At 72.4% G+C, this 19,383-nt stretch carries 10 protein-coding genes; 6 read left to right on the top strand and 4 right to left on the bottom strand.

Features of this window, described 5'->3' with window-relative positions; genetic code table 11:
• Window positions 1-11 precede the first annotated feature (11 nt).
• The 4 genes from WMF46_RS25985 to WMF46_RS25970 all read right to left on the bottom strand — a co-directional run bounded on the left by WMF46_RS25985 (window position 12) and on the right by WMF46_RS25970 (window position 12,910).
• Window positions 12-5,747 (bottom strand): RHS repeat-associated core domain-containing protein, encoded by a 5,736-nt coding sequence (locus tag WMF46_RS25985; protein ID WP_437979660.1) that lies wholly within the window; start codon window positions 5,745-5,747, stop codon window positions 12-14.
• A 175-nt stretch (window positions 5,748-5,922) separates the two neighbouring features.
• Window positions 5,923-10,314 carry a hypothetical protein gene (locus WMF46_RS25980; RefSeq protein ID WP_437979659.1) on the bottom strand — a complete coding sequence of 1,464 codons (4,392 nt, stop codon included), beginning with the start codon at window positions 10,312-10,314 and terminating at the stop codon, window positions 5,923-5,925.
• A 429-nt stretch (window positions 10,315-10,743) separates the two neighbouring features.
• Window positions 10,744-12,102 carry an ATP-binding protein gene (locus WMF46_RS25975; protein ID WP_437979658.1) on the bottom strand — a complete coding sequence of 453 codons (1,359 nt, stop codon included), beginning with the start codon at window positions 12,100-12,102 and terminating at the stop codon, window positions 10,744-10,746.
• A gap of 25 nt (window positions 12,103-12,127) precedes the next feature.
• Window positions 12,128-12,910, bottom strand: a complete 783-nt coding sequence (locus tag WMF46_RS25970; protein ID WP_437979657.1) for a response regulator transcription factor — start codon at window positions 12,908-12,910, stop codon at window positions 12,128-12,130.
• A 116-nt stretch (window positions 12,911-13,026) separates the two neighbouring features.
• Here WMF46_RS25970 and WMF46_RS25965 point away from each other — a divergent pair, with 116 nt between their 5' ends.
• From WMF46_RS25965 to WMF46_RS25940, 6 genes are all read left to right on the top strand, one after another.
• Window positions 13,027-14,544, top strand: coding sequence for a TolC family protein (locus tag WMF46_RS25965; protein ID WP_437979656.1), 1,518 nt, complete (start codon window positions 13,027-13,029; stop codon window positions 14,542-14,544).
• Window positions 14,541-15,797, top strand: a complete 1,257-nt coding sequence (locus WMF46_RS25960; RefSeq protein WP_437979655.1) for an efflux RND transporter periplasmic adaptor subunit — start codon at window positions 14,541-14,543, stop codon at window positions 15,795-15,797. The genes WMF46_RS25965 and WMF46_RS25960 overlap by 4 nt, the downstream gene beginning before the upstream one ends.
• A gap of 1 nt (window position 15,798) precedes the next feature.
• The gene (locus WMF46_RS25955; RefSeq protein WP_437979654.1) at window positions 15,799-16,530 is read left to right on the top strand and encodes an ABC transporter ATP-binding protein; all 732 of its coding nucleotides are present in this window, start codon (window positions 15,799-15,801) and stop codon (window positions 16,528-16,530) included.
• Window positions 16,524-17,726, top strand: coding sequence for an ABC transporter permease (locus WMF46_RS25950; RefSeq protein WP_437979653.1), 1,203 nt, complete (start codon window positions 16,524-16,526; stop codon window positions 17,724-17,726). Before WMF46_RS25955 ends, WMF46_RS25950 begins: the two co-directional genes overlap by 7 nt.
• Window positions 17,727-18,053: 327 nt before the next feature.
• On the top strand, window positions 18,054-18,542 hold the full coding sequence (locus tag WMF46_RS25945) for a hypothetical protein (RefSeq protein WP_437902235.1): 489 nt from the start codon (window positions 18,054-18,056) through the stop codon (window positions 18,540-18,542).
• Window positions 18,543-18,645: 103 nt separating this feature from the next.
• Window positions 18,646-19,371, top strand: a complete 726-nt coding sequence (locus WMF46_RS25940; protein ID WP_437979652.1) for a zf-TFIIB domain-containing protein — start codon at window positions 18,646-18,648, stop codon at window positions 19,369-19,371.
• Window positions 19,372-19,383 lie beyond the last annotated feature (12 nt).

The following is a 19,383-nucleotide window of genomic DNA, read 5'->3' as shown; positions in this document are numbered from 1 at the left end:
CGCCCGGCGAGCTACGGCTTCCCGCCCGGGATCGGCACGTAGGCGTGCTGGATGAGGTGGTTGTCTGAGCCCTCGTGGCTCGTCGCCAGCGTGGTCCAGACGCCTTGCTTGCCGCTCTTCCATACGCCGACCAGGATCTTCGCCGACTCCGCCTGATGGCTGAACTTGTACGTGACGTTGGCGCTCCGTCCCGTCTCGCTGGTCGATTGGCTGGTGCGCTCGGTGCCGGATTTCGTCGCCTCCTCGTAGGAGGTCCCGAAATTCGCGCTCGCGGACTTGGAGTCTCCGGCCGAGAGGCCGAGGTTGGCGCCGCTCTTCGTCGCGGTCTCGGTATACTCCTTGAACGTCATGCCGAGCGTGATCTTCTCCGACGTTCCGGACGTCATCGATGCCTCGCTCAGCGTGCCGGCGATCGGCGTGATGACCATGATGCGCACCTCGTAGCCGTTCGAGGTCGTGAACGTCCAGTCGCCGACGCCGGTCGGAAACGTCCGGAGCTGCTTGTCGATCTCGCTCAAATCCCGCTGCGGGATGCTGCCCTCGAGCCACCTGCTGCTCGTCCAGAGACCCCAGTCGCGGTAGTAGATCTCCCCGTTCGTGGCGTCCCAGCGCTGCTTGATGCTATCGAGCGTGACGGCGTAATCGATGCCGGAGATCACCCTGTCGCCCGCCGCGAGCGCGTGGCTGTTCTCGTAGCGGAGCCCGGTATTGGCCCTCATCTCCGTCACGCGCTTGTCGTCCCCTCCCTCGAGCTCCGGAGGCGTCCTCCGGTTGTCCGCGTCGGTGCCCGTCGGATCGACGTAGCTGACCGGGTTGTTCTTGGCGTAGCCGTAGAGGTTGCACTCGGCCGGCGACGCGACGCACTTGTCGATGCTGGTCAAGAACAGGGGATCCGGCGTCCAGAACTGCCCGAGGAGCGGGTCGTAGTCGCGGACGCCCATGCGCACGAGGCCGAGATCGCGGTCATAGCCCTTCTGCACATAGTCGATCGCCTCGGCGAGGGGGCCGTACTCGATCCGCGCCCCGTAGGCCGAGGCGAGCGAGAGCGCGCCGGCCTCGTCGGAGATGCTCGTGCCGCGCGGGTCGAACGGCAAGCGCTCGAACACGCCGTTCTCGATCACGCCGACCGTGATGCCCGCGACGTTCACCGGCTCGACGAGCCCGTCCTCGCTGAGGTAGGCGCCCGCCACGTACCCCGCCACGGGCACGCCGTTCCTGTACTTGAGCACCCGCTGCCCTGCCTCGTCGTACGCGAAGCGGAGCTCGTCGGCGCCGCGATAGGCACGCTCGACGTCGCCGCTCGGACCATACTCGACCGTGAGGTCGTCGTGCGCGGTCACGCGGCCCATGGCGTCGACCTGGTAGCTCTCGCCGCCCGCCGTGATGGCCGCGGCGCTGCGCGCGATGGGCCGGTCGCCGAGCTCGTCGCTCGCCGACGCGATCATCCCGGACGCGTCGTAGCTGTAGCTCGCCGAGCCTGCGCCGTCGGACGAGCCGACGAGGAAGCCGCGCGCGTCGTACTGATAGCCGCGGCGCAACGTGTCGTCGCCGAGCTCGAAGATCTCCGCCGCCATCAGGCCACGCGCGTTCTTCTCCCAGCTCACCGCGCCGGAGACGCTCCCGCTCATCTCATAACCTCGCCGCGCCCGCGTCATGGGGTCGTAGCTCAGGTCGAGCGCGCCGTCCTCGAAGTACACTGTCTCGGGCCGGCCCTCGCCGTCGTACGTCATCGTGAAAAGGAGCGCGCCGTCCAGCCGGCAGCTGGCCAGTCGGCCGTAAGCGTCGTAGTCGTACGCCCTCGTCGTCACGAGGAGGGGCGCGTCGTTGCGGTCCGACACGCGGAGCGTCACGCTCTTCGTCGCGCCGTTCGCGTAGAGCGAGATGTCCTGATCGAGCTTGCGCCACCCGTCGAGATCCCAGCGTGTCGCCGAGACCTTTCCGTCCGCTCGGCGCGTCGTGACCTTCGTGATCTCGCCGGTCGTCACCGTGGTCGCGAAGCCGAGCTGGCCAGGGAGGGTGAGGCCGCCAGGCAGCGCGCCATCCCAGCCCGTCTCGACCGTGCGGGTCTCGCCGCTCGACGACTTCGTCTCGACGGTGCGGGTGATGCGCCCGATCGCGTCGTGCTCGTACCTCGTCCTCCGGTCGAGCACGCCGGCCGTCGACAGCTCGCGCCGCTCGGTCATCCGCCCTGTCTCCGCGGCGTACGACCACTCGACGCGCTGCACGTCCTCGCGCTGGACGACCGAGGGGCGGCCGTACGCGTCGAAGTCGAGGCTGTGGACGCCGGCCGCCGTGTAGACCCGGCGGAGCCGGCCCATGGCGTCGTGGGCGTAGGAGGTCACCGCCCCGCTCTGGTCTGCGAACCAGCGCGGCCGGCCGTCGGCCCCCGCGCCGGTCCTCGTCGCGTAGGCGCCGTTCTCGATCGCGGTCACCACCAGCTCGTCGCCCACGATCTCGCGGAGCACCTCGTTCTCGCCGATGACGCCGCTCTGCACCGTCGACCACGACGAGAGGTCGCTGCCGGCGCCCGTCTTCGTGGACACGCCGAGCAGCGTCGCGCCTGCGAGCAAGGACGCGTGCGTCAAGCCGCCCAGCGAGGGCATGGGATCGCGCGCGAACTCCCGCACCTCCGCGGACGAGCGGCTCACCTGCGTCACTCGAGACAGGCTGTAGCCGCCGGGCTGCAGCGCGGCCTTGGCCAGCACCGCGCCGTCCGCGGCGAGGAGGTCCGCCATCTCGGTGGCCGCGCCGGTCGCGGCGTCGACGAGGTGGCGCTCGAGGATCTGACCCGGCGCCGTGGCCGTCGCCCAGACATAGTCGATCTGGTTGAGCGGACGGGCGGGCGTGGCGCCGGAGAGGTCGTCCCAGGTGGCGCGCAGGCGCTCCAGTCCGTCATAGTCGGCGAAGTTGTTCCAGGCGGCGCCGCCGCGGGTGATCCGCGAGTGGACGAGCGCGTCGGTGATCGGATCGCGGCCAACCACGCTCTCCACCACGCCGTCGGGCGACGTCACCGTGCTGAGCTGCCCGGTCACGGGATCGTAGGTGTAGAGCGAGGTGCCGGCGCCCGGCGAGCCGATGGACGCGACCCGATGGTCGTCGTCGTAGGCCACCTCCTGAAGCACGACCGGGCCTGTCGGCCCGGCCTGCGAGGCGCGGGTGACACGGCCGAAGTCGTCCCGCTCGATGTCGACGCGGTAGTCGTAGTCGAGGGTCGCGTCGTCGTGTGTGCCGATGACGCGCTGCGAGCCGGTGAGGCAGACGAGCTCGGGATCGAGCTCGGCCACCTCCATCAACGTCGTCTCCTGCCGGCCGATGCCGTCCGGCCCCGTGGTCTCGACCACGGTCGGGCAGATCCCGTCGTGGTACTCGCGGAAGTCGGTGCGCGTCGTCACCGCTGCGCTGCCGTCCTCCGCCTGCCATCCGCGCTCCTCCCACAGCACCCGGAGCCACGGGACGCCGTGGAAGGCGGCCGGCTCCAGGCCTCGCTCCGAGAAGCGCACGAGGCCGGGGATGCGGTCGTCCTCGTCGCGCGTGCCAGTGACGACGCCCGCGATGTCGTTGTCGTTATGGAAAGCGACCGTCTCGTGCAGGTAGGGAGACGCCTTGCGCGCCTCTTCGAACCCGACAAGGTACTTGCCCGCCGTGTGCCATACGGGCGAGCCATACTCGTAGGTGTACGTGACAGGGTCGTAGCCCGAGGACTCGACGCGCATCGACGTGAGGATCGAATAGAGCTGGTTCACCCCGGGCGCCGGGCGCACCCGGCCGTAGCCGAAGTGGACGACGGTGCCCTTGCCGTCGTCGGACGAGAGCAAGAGGCCGGTGGACGGCCGCGACAGCTGCAGCACCTCGGCGTGCGCGCCGTTCGCCATGACGATCTGCTCGTTGCCCGAGCCCGACAGATCGACGACCACAGGAAAGGAGACGGACCAGGGGATCGACGCGAAGGCGGACACCGGGGTCTCGACGAAGGAGCTGCCGCGGTTCGTGAAGAGGAGGACCGTCTGGCCCTTGGTCAGGATGAGGTCGGACAGGCCGTCGTTGTTGAAGTCGCCGTGGCTGAACTCGTAGGTGGAGAGCCCCGAGAGAGGCAGTCCAGACGCCGTGGTGAACAGGTACGAGGTCCCGGTCTGCTCGAAGCGGCCGGAGCCGACGCCGCGCCAGACCGCCACGCCGCCGCTGTGGCGCACCATGAGGTCGGGCCGCCCGTCGCCGTTGACGTCGAGGACCCAGCTCGCCGTGGGCGTCACCCTCGGCAAGAGCGATGAGGTCGCGCCCGGCGCGAACGACGCCTGAGCGGGCGAGCTCGAGGTGTTCCGCAGCACCTGCGCGCTGCCGTACGAGACCCGCACGATGTCCGGCCGCTGGTCGAGATCGAGGTCGGCGAGGCGGGTGTTCGGCCCGGTGGCCCAGGAGCCCGTGATCCACTGATCGAGCTGCGTGAAGCCGGCGCGATCGCAGACGATCACGCGCGTCTGCGCCCCCGTCGAGCTCGCGGCCGTCACGACCACGTTGGGCTCGGTGGCGTCGCCGTGCATGCGCGCCAGGAAGCGCGGTTTGTTCGTCGCCGACGGGGCCGGCCGGCAGAGCGGGTTCTCGGCGCCCGTGGGGGCGGGCAGCGCCTCGAAGACATAGCCTGTCTCGGTCTGCCGAACGAGCGTCTGGTCGAGGTGCACCTCCATGTCGGTGAGGCCATTGCGCTCGAGGTCGGTCATGGCCGCCTTGTCGGGCTGAATGGCGCCTGAGCCGTACGTGGCGAGGTACCCGTCGAGCGCTGGGGCCGGCTGGAACGTCGCGTTCGCCAGCTGGTCGGTCGAGAAGTCGTAGCGGTAGGTGACGGGCGGCTCGGTCGCGCCCGAGGCGTAGCGCTTGGTCACGCTCGCCAGGTAGAACGCCGGGCCGGTCGGCGAGGTCTGATACGTCAGGTCGTGGCGATAGCGCTCGAGGTACGCGCCGTTCCAGGCCGACACCGCGACGCGGGTGACGCGCCGATCGAGCAGCGTCTTCGCGCCCGAGACGAAGGTGGCGAACGGCGTGGACAGCGGCTCGTAGGTGAACGTCATCCGGTACTGGTTCCCGTCGAAGCGGCCGCCCCAGCGGACCTCGGAGAGGAACGCCCGCCCCGTATCGTTGTGAGTCCAGGTCAAGGTCGTCGAGTCGCCGAAGAGGGTCTCCACGCGGCTCAGGTTCCAGGAGTAGGTGCCGTCCGGCGTGACGCTGGCGTCCGCGGCGTCGAAGCGATGACGCGTGCCGTCCGAGGTCGTCGCCACCCACCCCTCGTCGCTGAGGCGGAGGCGCACCATGCTGCGCAGGCCGGCCGGGTAGTAGGCGCCGTCGTCGCCCTCGACCAGCCGGCCCCACGGGCTCGTGAAGGAGTCGCCCGCCGTGAAATCGATCTCGCCGACGACCCGGTGCCGCCGGATGGTCAGGTCGGTCTGCCAGCCGACGCCCCACTCGCCGACCCCGCCCTCGGCGGAATACGAGGGCACGACCGAGGCGAGGAGGCCGCCTCTCTCCGCCGGCGCGTCGATCGGCAACGGCAGCGAATACGCGCCTCGCGCGAGCGCCGACGGTCCGAACGCCAGCCGCGAGAGGCTGCCGGCGATCGAGCCGCGCTCGGGCTGTGCGATGCTGGGCGGCTGCACCAGCTGGTCCTTGAACGGCCCCGCGGCCGCGTCCTCGTGGGCCCCGAGAGCGGCGGCGAGGCCGGCTGTCGCAGGCAAAGCATGACGTAACCAGTTCATCATGGGCTCCTGAAGGTGAGATGGAAAGGGTGTTAACGAGCAATGCGTCCCCGCCGGAGACGGGCGCAAAGGAGGACCGGTCGAGGGGGGCGCGGGCGCAGCTCGCGCGAGGGGGTCGCCCTGGGCGACCCAGCCACCGCGCGGTCCGCTCGCGCCCGCGCCCCCTCTGCGCTCGTGTCTAGAGCTCTTCCGGCGGCAGCTGTGGCGGCAGCTCTTCGATCAGGCCGCCTCCGGCGAGGTTCACGCTGTTCTGGCAGACGGCGGGCACGAAGCTGAGGCCGGTGTTCACGCGGCGCTCGACCTCGAGCACCAGCAGCACCGCGAGCGTCTGGTCGATGAAGGTCGCCGGGGGATCGGTGTAGAAGCTCGTGAAGTCGACCGAGAAGGTCGTGAACGGCGAGATGCCCGCGCCCGCGCCGAGCTCGTTGCTGGCCCCGAAGTCGCTGAGCACGTCGCCGCCTGGCCCGTTGATGACAGGCAGGCTGAGCGGGACGCCCGCCTCGGTGTCGGCCGTGAGCTCGAGGACGCCGCCGACGCGCGGGAACGAGAAGCGCGCGGCGCCCGCGCCTGCGACGGCGGGCAGCTCGCGGCCGAGCGCCGTGAAGTCGATCGACGTGTTCACGGGGTTCAGCATGTAGACCGACGCCCGGCGCACGACCGGCGCGACGTCGTGGCACGACAGGCGCGCGTTGCCGCCCGAGAACGCGTAGAGGTCAGCGGCCTGCACCGCGAGCTCGGCGACGTGGCCGTCCTGCTCGATGCCGCGCCACGCCCGCTCCGACGCCTGCTCCGAGGCGCTCCGGAACTCGTCGCACAGGCCCTCGCACGCCTCGGGATCGCGCGGAAACGCCACCACGACCGTCCGGCGCGCGTCGCTCGGCAGCTCGAACTGCGCCGCCACCAGGCTGTTGCGGGCGCGGACAGCGAAGCGGCGCAGATCGTCCGCGACCTCGTCGAGCGGGGCGGCGAAGCTCACGCCGAGCAGCGCCGCGAGCTGCCCGGCCGCGGAGGCGCGGAGGCCGCCGAGGCCCGCGGGATCGCGCAGCTGGAAGATCGGCGCCGCGTAGTCCGAGAGGATCTCCCGGAGCGACTCGATCGCGGGGCGCAGCTCTACGCCGGCGAGGTCGCGCAGGCGCCAGCGCGGGATGAGGCGCAAGAGGCGCGACTCGGCCTCCGTGTTGCTCAGCTCGTGCTCGAGCGCGAGCAGGTCGAGGCCGATGCGCGCGATGTCGTGCTGGACGCGGTGGATCTCGCCGCGCCGGCCGAGGCTCGCGATCTCCTTCTCGATCCACGCTTCGTAGAGGTTCTTCAGCTCGACCGGCAGGCCTTGCAGGCCGTTGCCCTGCGCGGCGAGCAGGAGGGTGAGCCGGGACCACGCGTCCGCGCGCAGCGCGCCCGCGTCCTGGCTCGTCATGCCGCCCTGGGCGAGGATGTCCGAGGCCTGCGCCTCGATCGCGTCGATCGTCTTGGCCATCCCTGCGCCCAGCGAGCGCGCGACGAGCCCGATGGGCGTGATCACCCGCATGCTCAGCAGGAGGGAGTCGGCGGTGGGGCGCGCGCAGCCGCCCGTGACGTCGTTGACGAGGAAGTGGACGTCGATCTCCGTCTCCATGGCCGGGTCGACCGCCGGCGCCTGGATCGCGTCGCGCGGGTTGACGACGCGCACGTCGAGGATGACGTCCGGCTGGTCGTGCAGGGTCAGCACGGCAAGGAGGCTCCCGACCGGCGCCGCGGGCACCGGCACGATGGGCAGCCGCAGCCCGCCGTTGAAGCTGGCGCTCATGCGCGCGTCGGTGCCGAGCGTGTGCGAGGTCCCGTACGAATCGGTCGTACCCCAGCTCTCGCTTGTGCAGCGCCGCTCGGTGTACGAGGCCACGAGGGGCGAGCTGGGCAGCTCCGGGATGCTCGGCGGCCAGGAGGCGCTGAAGCCGGTGCACCGCTCGAACATCTCCAGGCTCGATTCGATCTGCGTGTGGCTCTGGTTCACGCCGTCAGCCTCGTAGCGCGTGTTCGACCACGTGATGTAGTAGCCCTCGGGGCCGGCGACGGCGCCGAGCACGTCGATGTCCGCGGCGGCGCCGGTGGGCGAGGCGATCTGGGAGAGGTCGAGCGCGCACGTGGGCGTCCACGTCCGGTCGGGCATGTCGACGTCGAGGATCTCGCCCGGCAAGAGGGTCACCACGGCCGCGTGCATCGAGGGCAGGTCGAGCTCGCCGCCGACGGGGAAGCGCGCGTCGTCCGGGCTGATCTCGACGGGCGGCAGCGTGTCGACCTGGTAGGCGGCGTCGGCGTCGAAGGCGCCCGACGCGATCACGGCCTCGAACGCGCTCATGAAGTCGCCGATCGCGGCGTGCTCTGACGCCTCGCGGGAGCGCAGGCCGTCGAGCCGGCCGAGGAGCGCGCGGGCCTCGTGCACCTGCGACGCCACGCGGTCGAGGACGCTCCGGGTCTCGCCCGCCGCGCGCGTCTGCGCGAGCAGGTCGTTCGTCGTGGCGAGCCGGGCGGCGGCGAAGTCGTCGGCCGCGCCGTCGACCGCGCTGACGCCGTAGTCGATGTACCCGACGAGCTGCTCGCGCTTGAGCACGGCCGAGCTGAGGCGCGCGGGCGACGCGGCGATCAGGCCGGTGGCGGCGTAGCTCGTGGCGGCGCCGCGCGCGGCGCGCACGAGCGCGGCCAGGCCCTCGGCCTCGATCGGCACCTCGGCGTTCGGGTCGGCGAGCGCGGCCAGGGACGAGCCGCCGGCCCTGCTCCAGGCCTCGGCGAGCGCCGCGTGCTGCTGGACCAGGGCCGCGAGGGCGGCGACGAGCGCGGGCTGCTGGCTGCCGAGCGCGCCGGCGTGGCCGAGCACGTCGGCGAGCGCCCCCGCGTCGTCGATGGCGGCGAGGGCGCGCCACGCCTCGGAGGCCGGCGTCGCGAGCGGCGCGCCGCCCGGCGCTGTGGGCGCGCACCCGGCGAACCTGCAGGCGACGTCGTGGATCGGGCTCACCTGCTGGAGGCGATCGAGCGTGCCGCGCAGCGCGTCGCCGACGATGAACAGGAGCGGCGGCGAGGCGATCGGCTTCGAGGGGTGGAACGCGGCGCGGAGCATCGCCCAGTCGACGGCGAGGCCCGAGGCGGCGACGTCGGCGAGGAGCGCGGCCGCGGCGGCGTCGCTGCCGGCGTTCGCGGGCAAGGGCTCGGCCGCCTCGTGGGCTCGCTCCCAGATGCGGCCGGCGAGGGCGCCGCTCTGCGCGCGCACCCAGCCGGGATCCCCGATCGGGGCGACGGCGTTGTACCAGGCGTCGAGGTGGCGGAGGCTCTCGAGCAGATCGTCCTCCAGCCCGCCCGCCGCGCTGTACGTCGATGTCGTGCGCTCGATCAGGGTCGCGACGATCTCCGCGCCGAGGGCGAGCAACGTCCCGCGGCAGGCGCTCTCGGGCAGCTCGGGCAGCTCGGCGAGCACGTCGAGGCAATGGGGGAGCTCGGCGCGAACGGCCTCCACGGGGACGTGGGCGGCGTCGAGGTCGGCGCACAGCTGGAGCTGGCTGGCGATGTTCACGCCGCTCGGGCTCACGGCCGACGCGGCGCACGCCGGATCGATCGCGAGCGGGAGCTGGCACGCGGGCGCGCCCGCGAAGGAGCTGTAGAGGAGCTCGATCGGAGCGCGCTCCGACGCGCTGAGCCGGTGGGCGGCGAGCTCGAGGACCAGCTTGAGCCGGGCGGCTTGAGCCTGTGCCACGTGGGCGGGCGCGCCCGCCATCTTGTCGACGAGGCAGGCGGCCATCGCGCGAGCGTCGCTGTCGGCGACGAAGTCGGGGTCATCGCAGGTGAGGCAGACCGGCGCCGAGCTCGGAGGGAACGTCTGGCCGGGGCCGCTCGGCGCGGTCGGCGCCAGCGCGTTGGGTGAAGGCGTGGTCAGCGTGGTGCCCGTCTCGCAGGCGCACTCGTTGGGCCTGTAGTCATGACAGCCGCATTCGGGGGCTGGCCCGGTGTTGGGCTGCGGGAAGCTCGTGATGTTGAGCTCGCACCTGTAGGTGATCGTCCGTATCCTCTCCAGCGGAAAGCCTCCGCTCTGGGTGGTCCTGTCGCTGAGGATGACGGTCCGCGGCTGCACGTCGAGCCGTGAGAGCCACGTGCTGTAATTGGGGCCGGTCGTCGGTACGACGGAGCTCCTGATCGCGTTCTTTCGGTTCGTGGCGAGGTTGCTGCAGATCGTCGTCGTGTCCGGGGGGCAGGTCGTCAGACCGTCATTGGGACCTCCGTACGTCGTCTGGCAGGTCGAGGTGTATTGGGTGCTCGGGCGCTCGACGATGTTCGACTCGTTGATCCCGGCGCCGTAGGTCGTGCAGCTGTTGTAATTCGCGCAGACGCCCGAGTAGCCGCAGATCGCCGGATCCTGGCAGAGGCGCCGCCAGCTGTAGCGCCACGGGCCATCACACGTGCCCGCGGGCGACTCGAGGCCGGCGTCGGCGCACTCCGGGCTCGCCCATGGGGCCTGCGCCCAGGCGGCGTTGCTGAAGAGGAGTGTCGTGAAGGCCAGCGCCAGGAGGATTGTCCGGCGCAGGCGGGGTGGGGGCGAGGTGGCGATCACCCTGCTCGGTCTGGGTCGCAGTCGCGGTTGCAGGCGCAAGTGCATGATGTGCGCCACGCTGCAATCCCCAAGCCATCGATGGCTGTCTCGGCCGCGCCGCGCTTTCGTGGGACGAGTCGCCGCGCGGCGCGCGAGCTCGGAGCGCTGTTGGCCGGGGCCGGCCGAGCCGGCGACGGCTGTTGCGCAGACCTCGCGCAAAGGAGCGAAGGCGCGGCCCGACAGATTGCGCAGACCTGGCGCAAAGGAGCGAAGGCGCGGCTCGAAGGAGCGATCTTCGCTCGACGGCCTGCGGGGAGGCTATCGAGCGCCCTGTCTCTCTGGAGGAGACACCTGTTCCTGCCGGGGAACAGCGCGCTCACTCGAACGGCCAGGGCGTGACCCGCATCGGGCGCGAAGCGGCGAGTCGCGCCCGATAACGCAGCCGGCGCGTCATGCGCCTCCCGCGCCGACCGGCAGCCGCAGCGCGACCTCGAGCCCGCCGCCGTCCGCGTTCCTCGCCTCGACCTCGCCGCCGTGGATCCGCACCGCCCGCTGCGTGATGGCCAGCCCGATCCCCGTGCCGCCCGCGCCGCGCGCCCTGTGGTCGTCGACCCGGTAGAACGGCTTCCAGATGTCCCCGAGTGTGCCCTCCGGGACGCCCGGGCCGCGATCGCGGACGCGCACCTCGGCCGTCCCGCCGGAGCACTCGAGATCGACGCGGACCGCGGTGCCCGGCTCGGTGAAGCGCACCGCGTTGCGGACGACGTTCTCGATGGCGCGCCGGAGGAGCTCCTCGTTCCCGTCCAGCGAGCACGCGTCGCGCGCCCCGAGCTCGACCGAGCAACCCCGCTGCTCGGCCTCGAACGCGGCGTCCTCGACCAGCTGCTCCAGGAGCGCCGCGAGATCGACCCGCTCGGTGCGCTCCATGCCCCGGCCCGACTCCAGGCGGCTCAGCGTGAGCAGCTCGCCGATCATCCCGTTGAGCCGCTCGGTCTCCCGCTCGATCCGGTCGAACGCCGGCTCCACGTCCGGCGGCGAGCGCCGGCGGACGAGCTCGAGCGCGATGTTGAGCCGCGCGAGCGGCGACCGGAGCTCGTGAGAGACGTCGCGCAGGAGCCGGCGCTGCGTCTCCAGGAGCTCGTCGATGCGCTCGGCCATCCGGTCCATGTCGCGCCCGAGCGCCAGCGTCTCGCCGTCCGCGCCCGCGAGCTTCTGCGCGACGCGCACCGAGAGATCCCCCGCGGCCATCCGCTGCGTGGCGCCGCGCAGGATGCGGATCGGACGGGACAGGTACCGCGCGAGGAGCACCGCGACGAGCCCGGTGACGGCGACGATCGCGAGGAGCCGCTGGGGCAACGTCTCCGGCACGATGAAGAACATCCACGGCGACCGGACAGGGCCGGCCGCGACCGCGGCGAGGGCAGGGTCGCGGCGCAGGACGACCGCGACGAGCTCCCGCTCCTCGCCGACCTCGATGGCGATGCCGTCGGCCGAGCGCCTCGCCCTGTCCTCGGCGAGCGGCGCGCCGTCGATGGGCTCGCCCATCACGAGCGCGCCGGCCCGGTAGACCGCGACGCGCTGATCCCGCGGATCGAGCGGCGCGAGGCGCTGCTCGCACCCGGGGAGCCCGTCCCGCGCGCAGGCGAGCGCGCCCTCGGCCCGGAGCTCGACGCTGCGCGTGTTCAGGCGGCGGCGCAGCCCGCTCGGCTCGGCGGAGAACGCCCAGCCGTGGATCACCGCGAGCAGGCCGACGAGCAGCGCCATGGCGAGCCACAGCGAGACGAGGAGGCGCAAAAAGAGGCTCTTCACGGCCGCCCTCCGGGGAGAAAGCGCTTCACGCGCGCTCCCGCGCGAGGATGTAGCCCGCGTTGCGGACCGTCTTGATGCGCTCGCCGCCGCCCGGCCCAGGCCCGAGCTTGCGGCGGAGGTTCGAGACGTGCATGTCGATGCCTCGGTCGTACGCCGCGAGCCGGCGTCCGAGGACGCGCCGCGCGAGATCCTCGCGCGACACCACCGTCCCCGCCTGCCGCGCCAGGACCTCGAGCAGGTCGAACTCGGCCGTGGTGAGCCGGATCTCCTCGCCGCGGACACGGACGCGCCGCGCGGCGGGGAGCACCTCGAGATCGTCGACCGTCAGCGCGCCCTGCGCCTCCGCGGCGGAAGGACCGGCCGCCGCGCCCGGCCCGGCCGCCGCGCCCGGCCCGGCCGCCGCGCCCGGCCCGGCCGCCGCGCCGGCGTGAGAGGCGCGCCGGTGGAGCGCCCGCACGCGGGCGACCAGCTCGCGCGGGTTGAACGGCTTCGGCAGGTAGTCGTCGGCGCCCATCTCGAGGCCGACGATGCGGTCGACGTCCTCGCCCCGCGCGGTGAGCATCAGGACAGGGACGCGCGAGCTCTGCCGCAGCCGCGTGAGGACCTCGAACCCGTTGAGCCCGGGCAGCATCACGTCGAGCACCACGAGCGTGAACGGCTTCTCCCTCTCCTCCTGCGCGCGCGCGAGGCCGGAGATCGCGTCGCGCGCGCTCTCCACCGCGTAACCTTCCTGACCGAGCAGCTCCGCCAGGAGCTCGCAGAGCTCGGCGTCGTCGTCGATGACCAGGATCTGGGGCGGATCCGTCATGTCGCGACTGTAGCGCGGCTGTCGCACCGCCGTGTAAGGCCTGGTCAAGAGGCGTCTTGACGAATCTTTACACGACCAGGACACCTCTTGAGACATTGCCCTTTAGCTTGCGGTGCATGACGTTCACTCGCTCCGTTCCCTTGCCGTGGCTGGCGGCTCTCGCCCTCGCCGCCATGTGCTCGCTGAGCGTCGCGGCGCGCGCCGAGACGCTCACCGCCGAGGAGGCGGTCCGCCGCGCGGCCTCCCAGAACCCGTCCCTCCGCGCGGCGCTGCTCGAGGCCACCGCGGCGCGGCAGGCCGTCGCCGCCGAGGAGGGCGCCCGCAGGCCCACGCTCTCGGCCTCGGTGACCGGACAGTACCAGGAGTCCTACGGCAGGGTCGCCGACGCCAACGGAGGCGCGCCGGGCAATGGATCCGGCGCGCTCCAGCGCTCTGGCGGCACGTCCGTCGCGTCGAACGCGGCGCTGCGGTACACGACCGACGTCGGGACGAGCCTCGAGGTGGGCGCGTCGGCGCGCTCGCCCGCGGACGGGACCCCGGGGCCGAACTACGGCGCGCAGGCGTACGTCTCGGCGCGGCAGCCGCTCCTGCGGGGGGCCGGGACCGACGCGGTCCTCGCGCCGTACGCGCAGGCGCAGGCGTCGGCCGTCGCCGCGGAGCAGGAGCGCGAGCTCGCCGCGAGCCAGACCGCGCTCGACGTGCTCGGGGCGTACTGGGAGCTCTGGTACGCGGAGCAGGCGATCCTCGTGCAGGAGCAGGCGCTCGCGGCCGCAGAGCGGCTGCGAGCGGACGCGAAGGCGCGCGCCGAGACCCTCGGCACCGGCACGAAGGTGGACGTCCTGCGCTTCTCGACCTCGGCCGCGTCGATCGCGGACGCGCTGTCGCAGGCGCGGGCGACGCGCGCGGCGCGGGCCATCGCGCTCGGACGCGCGCTCGGCATGGCCCCGGCGAGCGCGGCGTCGCTCGCCCCGACCGGCGCGCCGCCGTCGCCCGGGGCCCTGCCGCCGGCCGACGCGCTCGTGCGCGCGGCGAGCGAGCGGTCGCTGGAGCTCGCGGCGCTGCGCGCCGACCTCGACGCGCAGCGCGCGCGGGTGGGCGCGGCGGAGGACGCGGACCAGATCCGCCTCGACCTGTTCGCGACGGCCTCGATGGACGGGCAGTGGGTGCGCGACGGCCTGCCGGGGCTCTCGCTGCCGGGCGGCCGGCCCGCGTTCGGGGTGCTGGGCGGGATCGAGGTCGAGCTGCCGCTCGGCGGCGGGCGGGCGTCCGCGGACGCGGCCCGCGCGCGCACGCAGCTCGCGGCCGCGGAGGCGCGGTACCAGGCGCGCGCCGAGGCGCTCGCGGCCGACGTGAGCTCGCTGCGCGCGAGCCTCGAGGCCGCGGCCGAGCAGGTCGCGCTGGCCACCGAGACGGCGCGCATGGCGGGTGAGCTGGCCGAGGCCGAGCGCCAGCGGCTCTCGCTCGGGACCGCGACGTCGGCCGACGTGGTGCAGGCGGAGCAGACGCGCAGAGAGGCGGAGCTCCGCAGGCTGCGGGCCGCGGTGACGGAGCTGACGTCGCGCCTCCAGCTCGATCACGAGACGGGCGCGCTGCTCGTCCGCTTCGCGTCGGTGCTGCCCAGGAGGTCGTCATGAACAGGAACAAGAAGCGTTACCTGATGTCCGGCGTGGCCGCGTTGGCCGTGGCGAGCTTCGCGATCGGCGGGTACGCCTGGTACAAGCAGCCCGAGAAGACCCCCGCCGGCCCCACCGTCGAGATCCGCCGCGGGAGCCTGACCGAGACCGCCGCCGCGTCCGGGAAGATCGAGCCCGACGTCCAGGTCGAGGTGAAGTCGCGCGCCCCGGGGCAGGTCATCGAGGTGCTCGTGAAGGAGGGCGATACGGTCGAGGCGGGGCAGCTCCTCGTGCGCCTGGACCCGATGGACGCGGAGCGCGATCTCGCCGCGGCGCGCGTGGCGCGCGACCGCGTGAAGGCCGATCTCGCCGCGGCGAACGCGTCGGTCGCGGTCGCCGAGCTCGAGCGCAAGAACAGCCAGACGAGCCAGGAGGTCGCCGAGAAGAGCGCCGAGATGGGCCTCGGGCCGACCGACGCGGCCCGCACGGCGGCGCACTCGACGAAGGTCGCGGGCGCCAACATCACGCTGCGGCGGGCGCAGCTGAGCTCGACCCAGGCGCAGCTCAAGGCGGCCGAGCTGGCGGTGCAGGACGCCGAGACGCGGCTGAAGGAGACGCAGATCTACGCCCCGATCGCCGGGACGGTGCTCGACGTGGCCGTGGAGAAGGGGACGCTCGTCTCGTCGGCGCTCACCAACGTGAGCGGCGGCAGCGCCGTGATGACGCTCGCCGATCTGTCGAACCTGCGCATCGTCGGCGCGATCGACGAGGCGCAGATCGGGCGCGTCGCGCCGGGGCAGCGGGTCGACATCCGCGTCGACGCCTACGGGGACCGGGTGTTCCAGGGCGTTGTCGACCGGGTGAGCCCGCTCGGCAAGGAGGTGTCGAGCGTCGTGACGTTCGACGTCGAGATCGTCGTCAACGACAAGGAGGCGTCGCTGCTCCGGTCGGGGATGAGCGCGGACGTGGAGATCGTGACCGCGGAGCAGAAGGACGTGCTGCTCGTGCCGCTCCTGGCCGTGCAGTCGCAGGGCAAGCGGCGGTTCGTGCGGCTCGCGAACGGCGAGGAGCGGCCGATCCAGACCGGGGCGACGGACGGCTCGCAGATGGTCGTGACCGCGGGGCTGAGCGAGGGCGACGACGTGCTCGCGAGCGCTCCCGCCGCGAGCGCGGCGGGGCCGCAGGGGCAGGGGCAGCGGCAGGGCGGCGGCCAGAACCCGATGCGGGGGATGGGCATGGGGATGGGCGCCGGCGCCGGCCGAGGAGGGCGCTGAGATGGACGTCCCGGTCCTCGTGAGTGGGCTTTCGAAGGTGTACCACGCCGATCGCGAGGATCTCGCGGTGCGGGCGGTCGACCGGATCGGCTTCGAGGTGCGCCGGGGCGAGTCGGTGGCGATCATCGGGCCCTCCGGCTGCGGGAAGTCGAGCCTGCTGAACATCCTCGGGTGCCTGGATAGGCCGACGGAGGGCACGTACCGGCTCGGGGGGCGCAACGTGGCGGAGCTCGACGACGACGAGCTCGCGGCGCTCAGGAATCGCCACATCGGGTTCGTGTTCCAGAGCTTCAACCTGCTGCCGCGGATGACGGCGGCGGAGAACGTCGAGCTGCCGCTGCTCTACGGGGCGGTGAAGAACAGCCGCGCGCTCGCGGAGGGCGCGCTCGATCGCGTGGGGCTCGCGGCGCGCGCGCGGCACCTGCCGACGGAGCTCTCCGGCGGGCAGCGACAGCGCGTGGCGATCGCGCGGGCGATCGTGACGCGGCCGTCGATCCTGCTGTGCGACGAGCCGACGGGCGCGCTCGACAGCAAGACGGGGCGCGACGTGCTGGAGCTGCTCCTGTCGCTGAACGCGGACGGGACGACGCTGATCATGGTGACCCACGACCTCGGCGTGGCGCGGTCGCTCTCGCGCGCCATCCACATGAGGGACGGGCACATCGTGGCCGACGGGCCTTCGGCCGACGTGGTGTCGGCGTTCCACGCGGGCGAGATGGAGGCGGCATGCTGATCAAGGAGACGGCGAAGAGCGCGTGGCGCTCGCTCGCCTCGAACCGCCTGCGGACGCTGCTGACGATGCTCGGCATGATCATCGGTACCGCGGCGGTCGTGGCGGTGCTCGGGATCGGGGAGGGCGCGCGCAGCAGCGTCGAGGGGCGGATCCGGTCGCTCGGCGCGAACCTGCTGATGGTGCGCCCGGGGTCCGCGTCGGCGAGCGGGGTCCGGTCGGGTACGGTGAAGACGCTGACCGAGGGCGACGCCGAGGCGCTCAAGGGGCTCGACGGCGTGGCGGCGGTCGCGCCGGAGCGGAGCGGTAGCGCGCAGCTGCGGTACATGGCGAGCAACCTGAACGCGTCCGTGACGGGGATCACGCCGGCGTACCTCGAGGTCCGCTCTCTCTCGGTGGCGACCGGCGTCTCGTTCTCCGACCTGGACGAGCAGCAGCGGGCGCGCGTTGTCGTGCTCGGGGCAAATGTTGCGCGGCAGCTCTATCCGGGGGCCTCGCCGCTCGGGACGCGGCTCCAGATCAACGGGAACGCGTTCCGGGTGGTCGGGGTGCTGGCGGAGAAGGGGTCGGGCATGGGGTCGCCGGACGACGGGGTGTTCGTGCCGCTGTCGACGCACCGGTCGGTGCTGTTCGGGCAGGATCACCTGTCGACGATCTCGCTGCAGCTGGCGAGCGAGGATCGGTCCGACATGGTGATCGCGCAGCTCGAGCAGCTGCTGCGCCTGCGCCACCGGCTGCGCGCGGATCAGCCGAGCGATTTCGAGGTGCGGTCGCAGGCCGAGATGCTGGCGACGATGGGGCAGATCACGGGCACCTTCACGATGCTGCTCGGCAGCGTGGCGGCGGTGTCGCTCATCGTGGGTGGAATAGGGATCATGAACATCATGCTGGTCTCGGTGCGGGAGCGGACGCGCGAGATCGGCGTGCGGATGGCGGTGGGGGCGCGGCGCGGGGACATCCTGCGGCAGTTCCTTGTCGAGGCGGTCGTTGTGTCGCTCGCGGGCGGCGTGGCCGGGGTGGGCCTCGGGTACGGGGCGGCGGTGCTGCTGTCGCGGTTCGGGGAGTGGGCCACCATCGTGCCGACGTACGCGGTCGGGCTGGCGCTCGGGGTATCGATCCTCATCGGGATCACGTTCGGCGTGGGGCCGGCGAGGCGCGCGTCGAGGCTCGATCCGGTGGAGGCGCTTCGGTTCGAGTGAGCCGGGCTGTGGGCGGGACGGGTTGAAGGGGCGAGTCCAGGGCGTGCTGGACGATCAACCAACATGACCAAACCACATGACCGCCGGTAGTCGTCCCGAGAACCGAACTCGCTGGCCTGAAGGAGGCTCGTTCCCGCCGCCCGCGCCCATCGCGAGGGAATGCAGGCGCCGCTGGTTCTGGGCCGCGCATCGCTTCACGCACACCCGAACCCACGCCTCGGTGCGGCGGTCCGTTCTGGCCGATATCGCAGCATTTGCCGGCGCAGCGCTGAGCTCGCCAATGCTTTTCAGTGCCGGCGCGCCGCCGGCTCGCTATCCTGTGGTGGGATGGATGTCCTGCTGCAGAACGACCACCTGACGGTCACCCTCGATCAGGAGATGTCGATCGTCCGCAGCACCCGCTCCGAGGTCCCCTATCCGTCTCCCGACGATTTCATCCGGGTCCACTCCGAAGCGCTCAAGGTCTACGAGTCGCTGGATCGCTGGTGTCTCGGCCACCTGCTCGACCTCCGCCGGGCTCCGATGAACAACGATCCGGCGTTCGAGGCCGCGACGATGCGCACGCGCAGCATGCTCGTCAGCGAGTTCGCCTGCGTCGCCATCGTCGTGCGGACGGCGGTCGGCGCCCTCCAGGTGAACCGGCTCCTGCGTGAGGAGAACAACGACCATGTCGTCGTGCTTCAGGACGATGACACCGCCGTGGGAGTTCTGCTCGAGGAGCTCGGAAAGCAGGTGCGCCGGTCCAGCGCGCCGCCGCACAGCCGCCCCCGGAGCTCCCATCCCCATCCCTGGATGCGCCCCGCCAGGCAGCGCTGAGCCCGATCATCCGTCCGGCGCTTTGAAGGCGGCGCCGGCGCCAGGAGCGAGGGCGCCTGTCGCGGCGCTTCTCGTGAGCGCGCTGGGCGTCTAGACTCCCAGGGTGCGCGCCGATCGCAGCACATGCCCCCGATGCGGCCTCCTGATCAACGCCGAGGGGCGCTGTTACCCCGGGTGTCAGGGGCCGCTCGCCACCGTGCGCTGCGGCGGCTGCTACTTGCTGAACCTCCCCGACGCGGAGCGCTGCGACGGGTGCGGGCACGAGCTCGGCCTGGAGCCCATCCCCGAGCCCGACGCGCTCCTCTGCTCCGATTGCGGCGTGCCATTCGCGGCGTTCCGCGCCGCGGCGGGCCTCCTGCGCGACTGCGGCCGGTGCGGCGGCCAGCTCGTCGACAACGCGCTCTTGCGGGACCTCCTGGAGCGCCGCGAGAGCTATGGGACGAGCGCGCCGAGGCCGCCGCGGCGGCCGGAGCACGTCGACGTCCGCGTGCGCTACGTCCGGTGCCCGGCGTGCGGCCAGCCGATGAACCGCAAGAACTTCGCCGGCAAGAGCGGCATCATCGTCGATATCTGCAGGGAACACGGCACCTGGTTCGACCGGGGCGAGCTCCCGCAGCTCCTCGCCTTCGCCGCGTCGGGCGGCACCGCGAGGGCGCGGCAGCAGCAGATCGACGATGAGGCGCGGTCGCGCCGGGAGGCCGAGATCGCCAGGGAGGCGGCGCGTCGGGCGAGCGCCGTCGTGGCTGCCTCGTCCTGGGAATCCCGCTGGAACGGCCGGCGGGCCGCCGTGCAGGAGCTGCTCGAGCTCTTATGGCAGATCACCCGCTGAGCGTCCGCGCAC

The organism is Sorangium sp. So ce117 (assembly GCF_051524395.1).
In the GTDB taxonomy this organism is placed as follows: domain Bacteria; phylum Myxococcota_A; class Polyangia; order Polyangiales; family Polyangiaceae; genus Sorangium; species Sorangium cellulosum_B.
Note: the sequence above shows the minus strand (reverse complement) of the source record. Positions and strands in the feature narration are given on the sequence as shown.

Coding starts and splice junctions, on each gene's coding strand:
- WMF46_RS25945 (WP_437902235.1), top strand. CDS start 18,054: ATGGATGTCCTGCTGCAGAACGACCACCTGACGGTCACCCTCGATCAG.
- WMF46_RS25965 (WP_437979656.1), top strand. CDS start 13,027: ATGACGTTCACTCGCTCCGTTCCCTTGCCGTGGCTGGCGGCTCTCGCC.
- WMF46_RS25950 (WP_437979653.1), top strand. CDS start 16,524: ATGCTGATCAAGGAGACGGCGAAGAGCGCGTGGCGCTCGCTCGCCTCG.
- WMF46_RS25985 (WP_437979660.1), bottom strand. CDS start 5,747: ATGATGAACTGGTTACGTCATGCTTTGCCTGCGACAGCCGGCCTCGCC.
- WMF46_RS25970 (WP_437979657.1), bottom strand. CDS start 12,910: ATGACGGATCCGCCCCAGATCCTGGTCATCGACGACGACGCCGAGCTC.
- WMF46_RS25960 (WP_437979655.1), top strand. CDS start 14,541: ATGAACAGGAACAAGAAGCGTTACCTGATGTCCGGCGTGGCCGCGTTG.
- WMF46_RS25955 (WP_437979654.1), top strand. CDS start 15,799: ATGGACGTCCCGGTCCTCGTGAGTGGGCTTTCGAAGGTGTACCACGCC.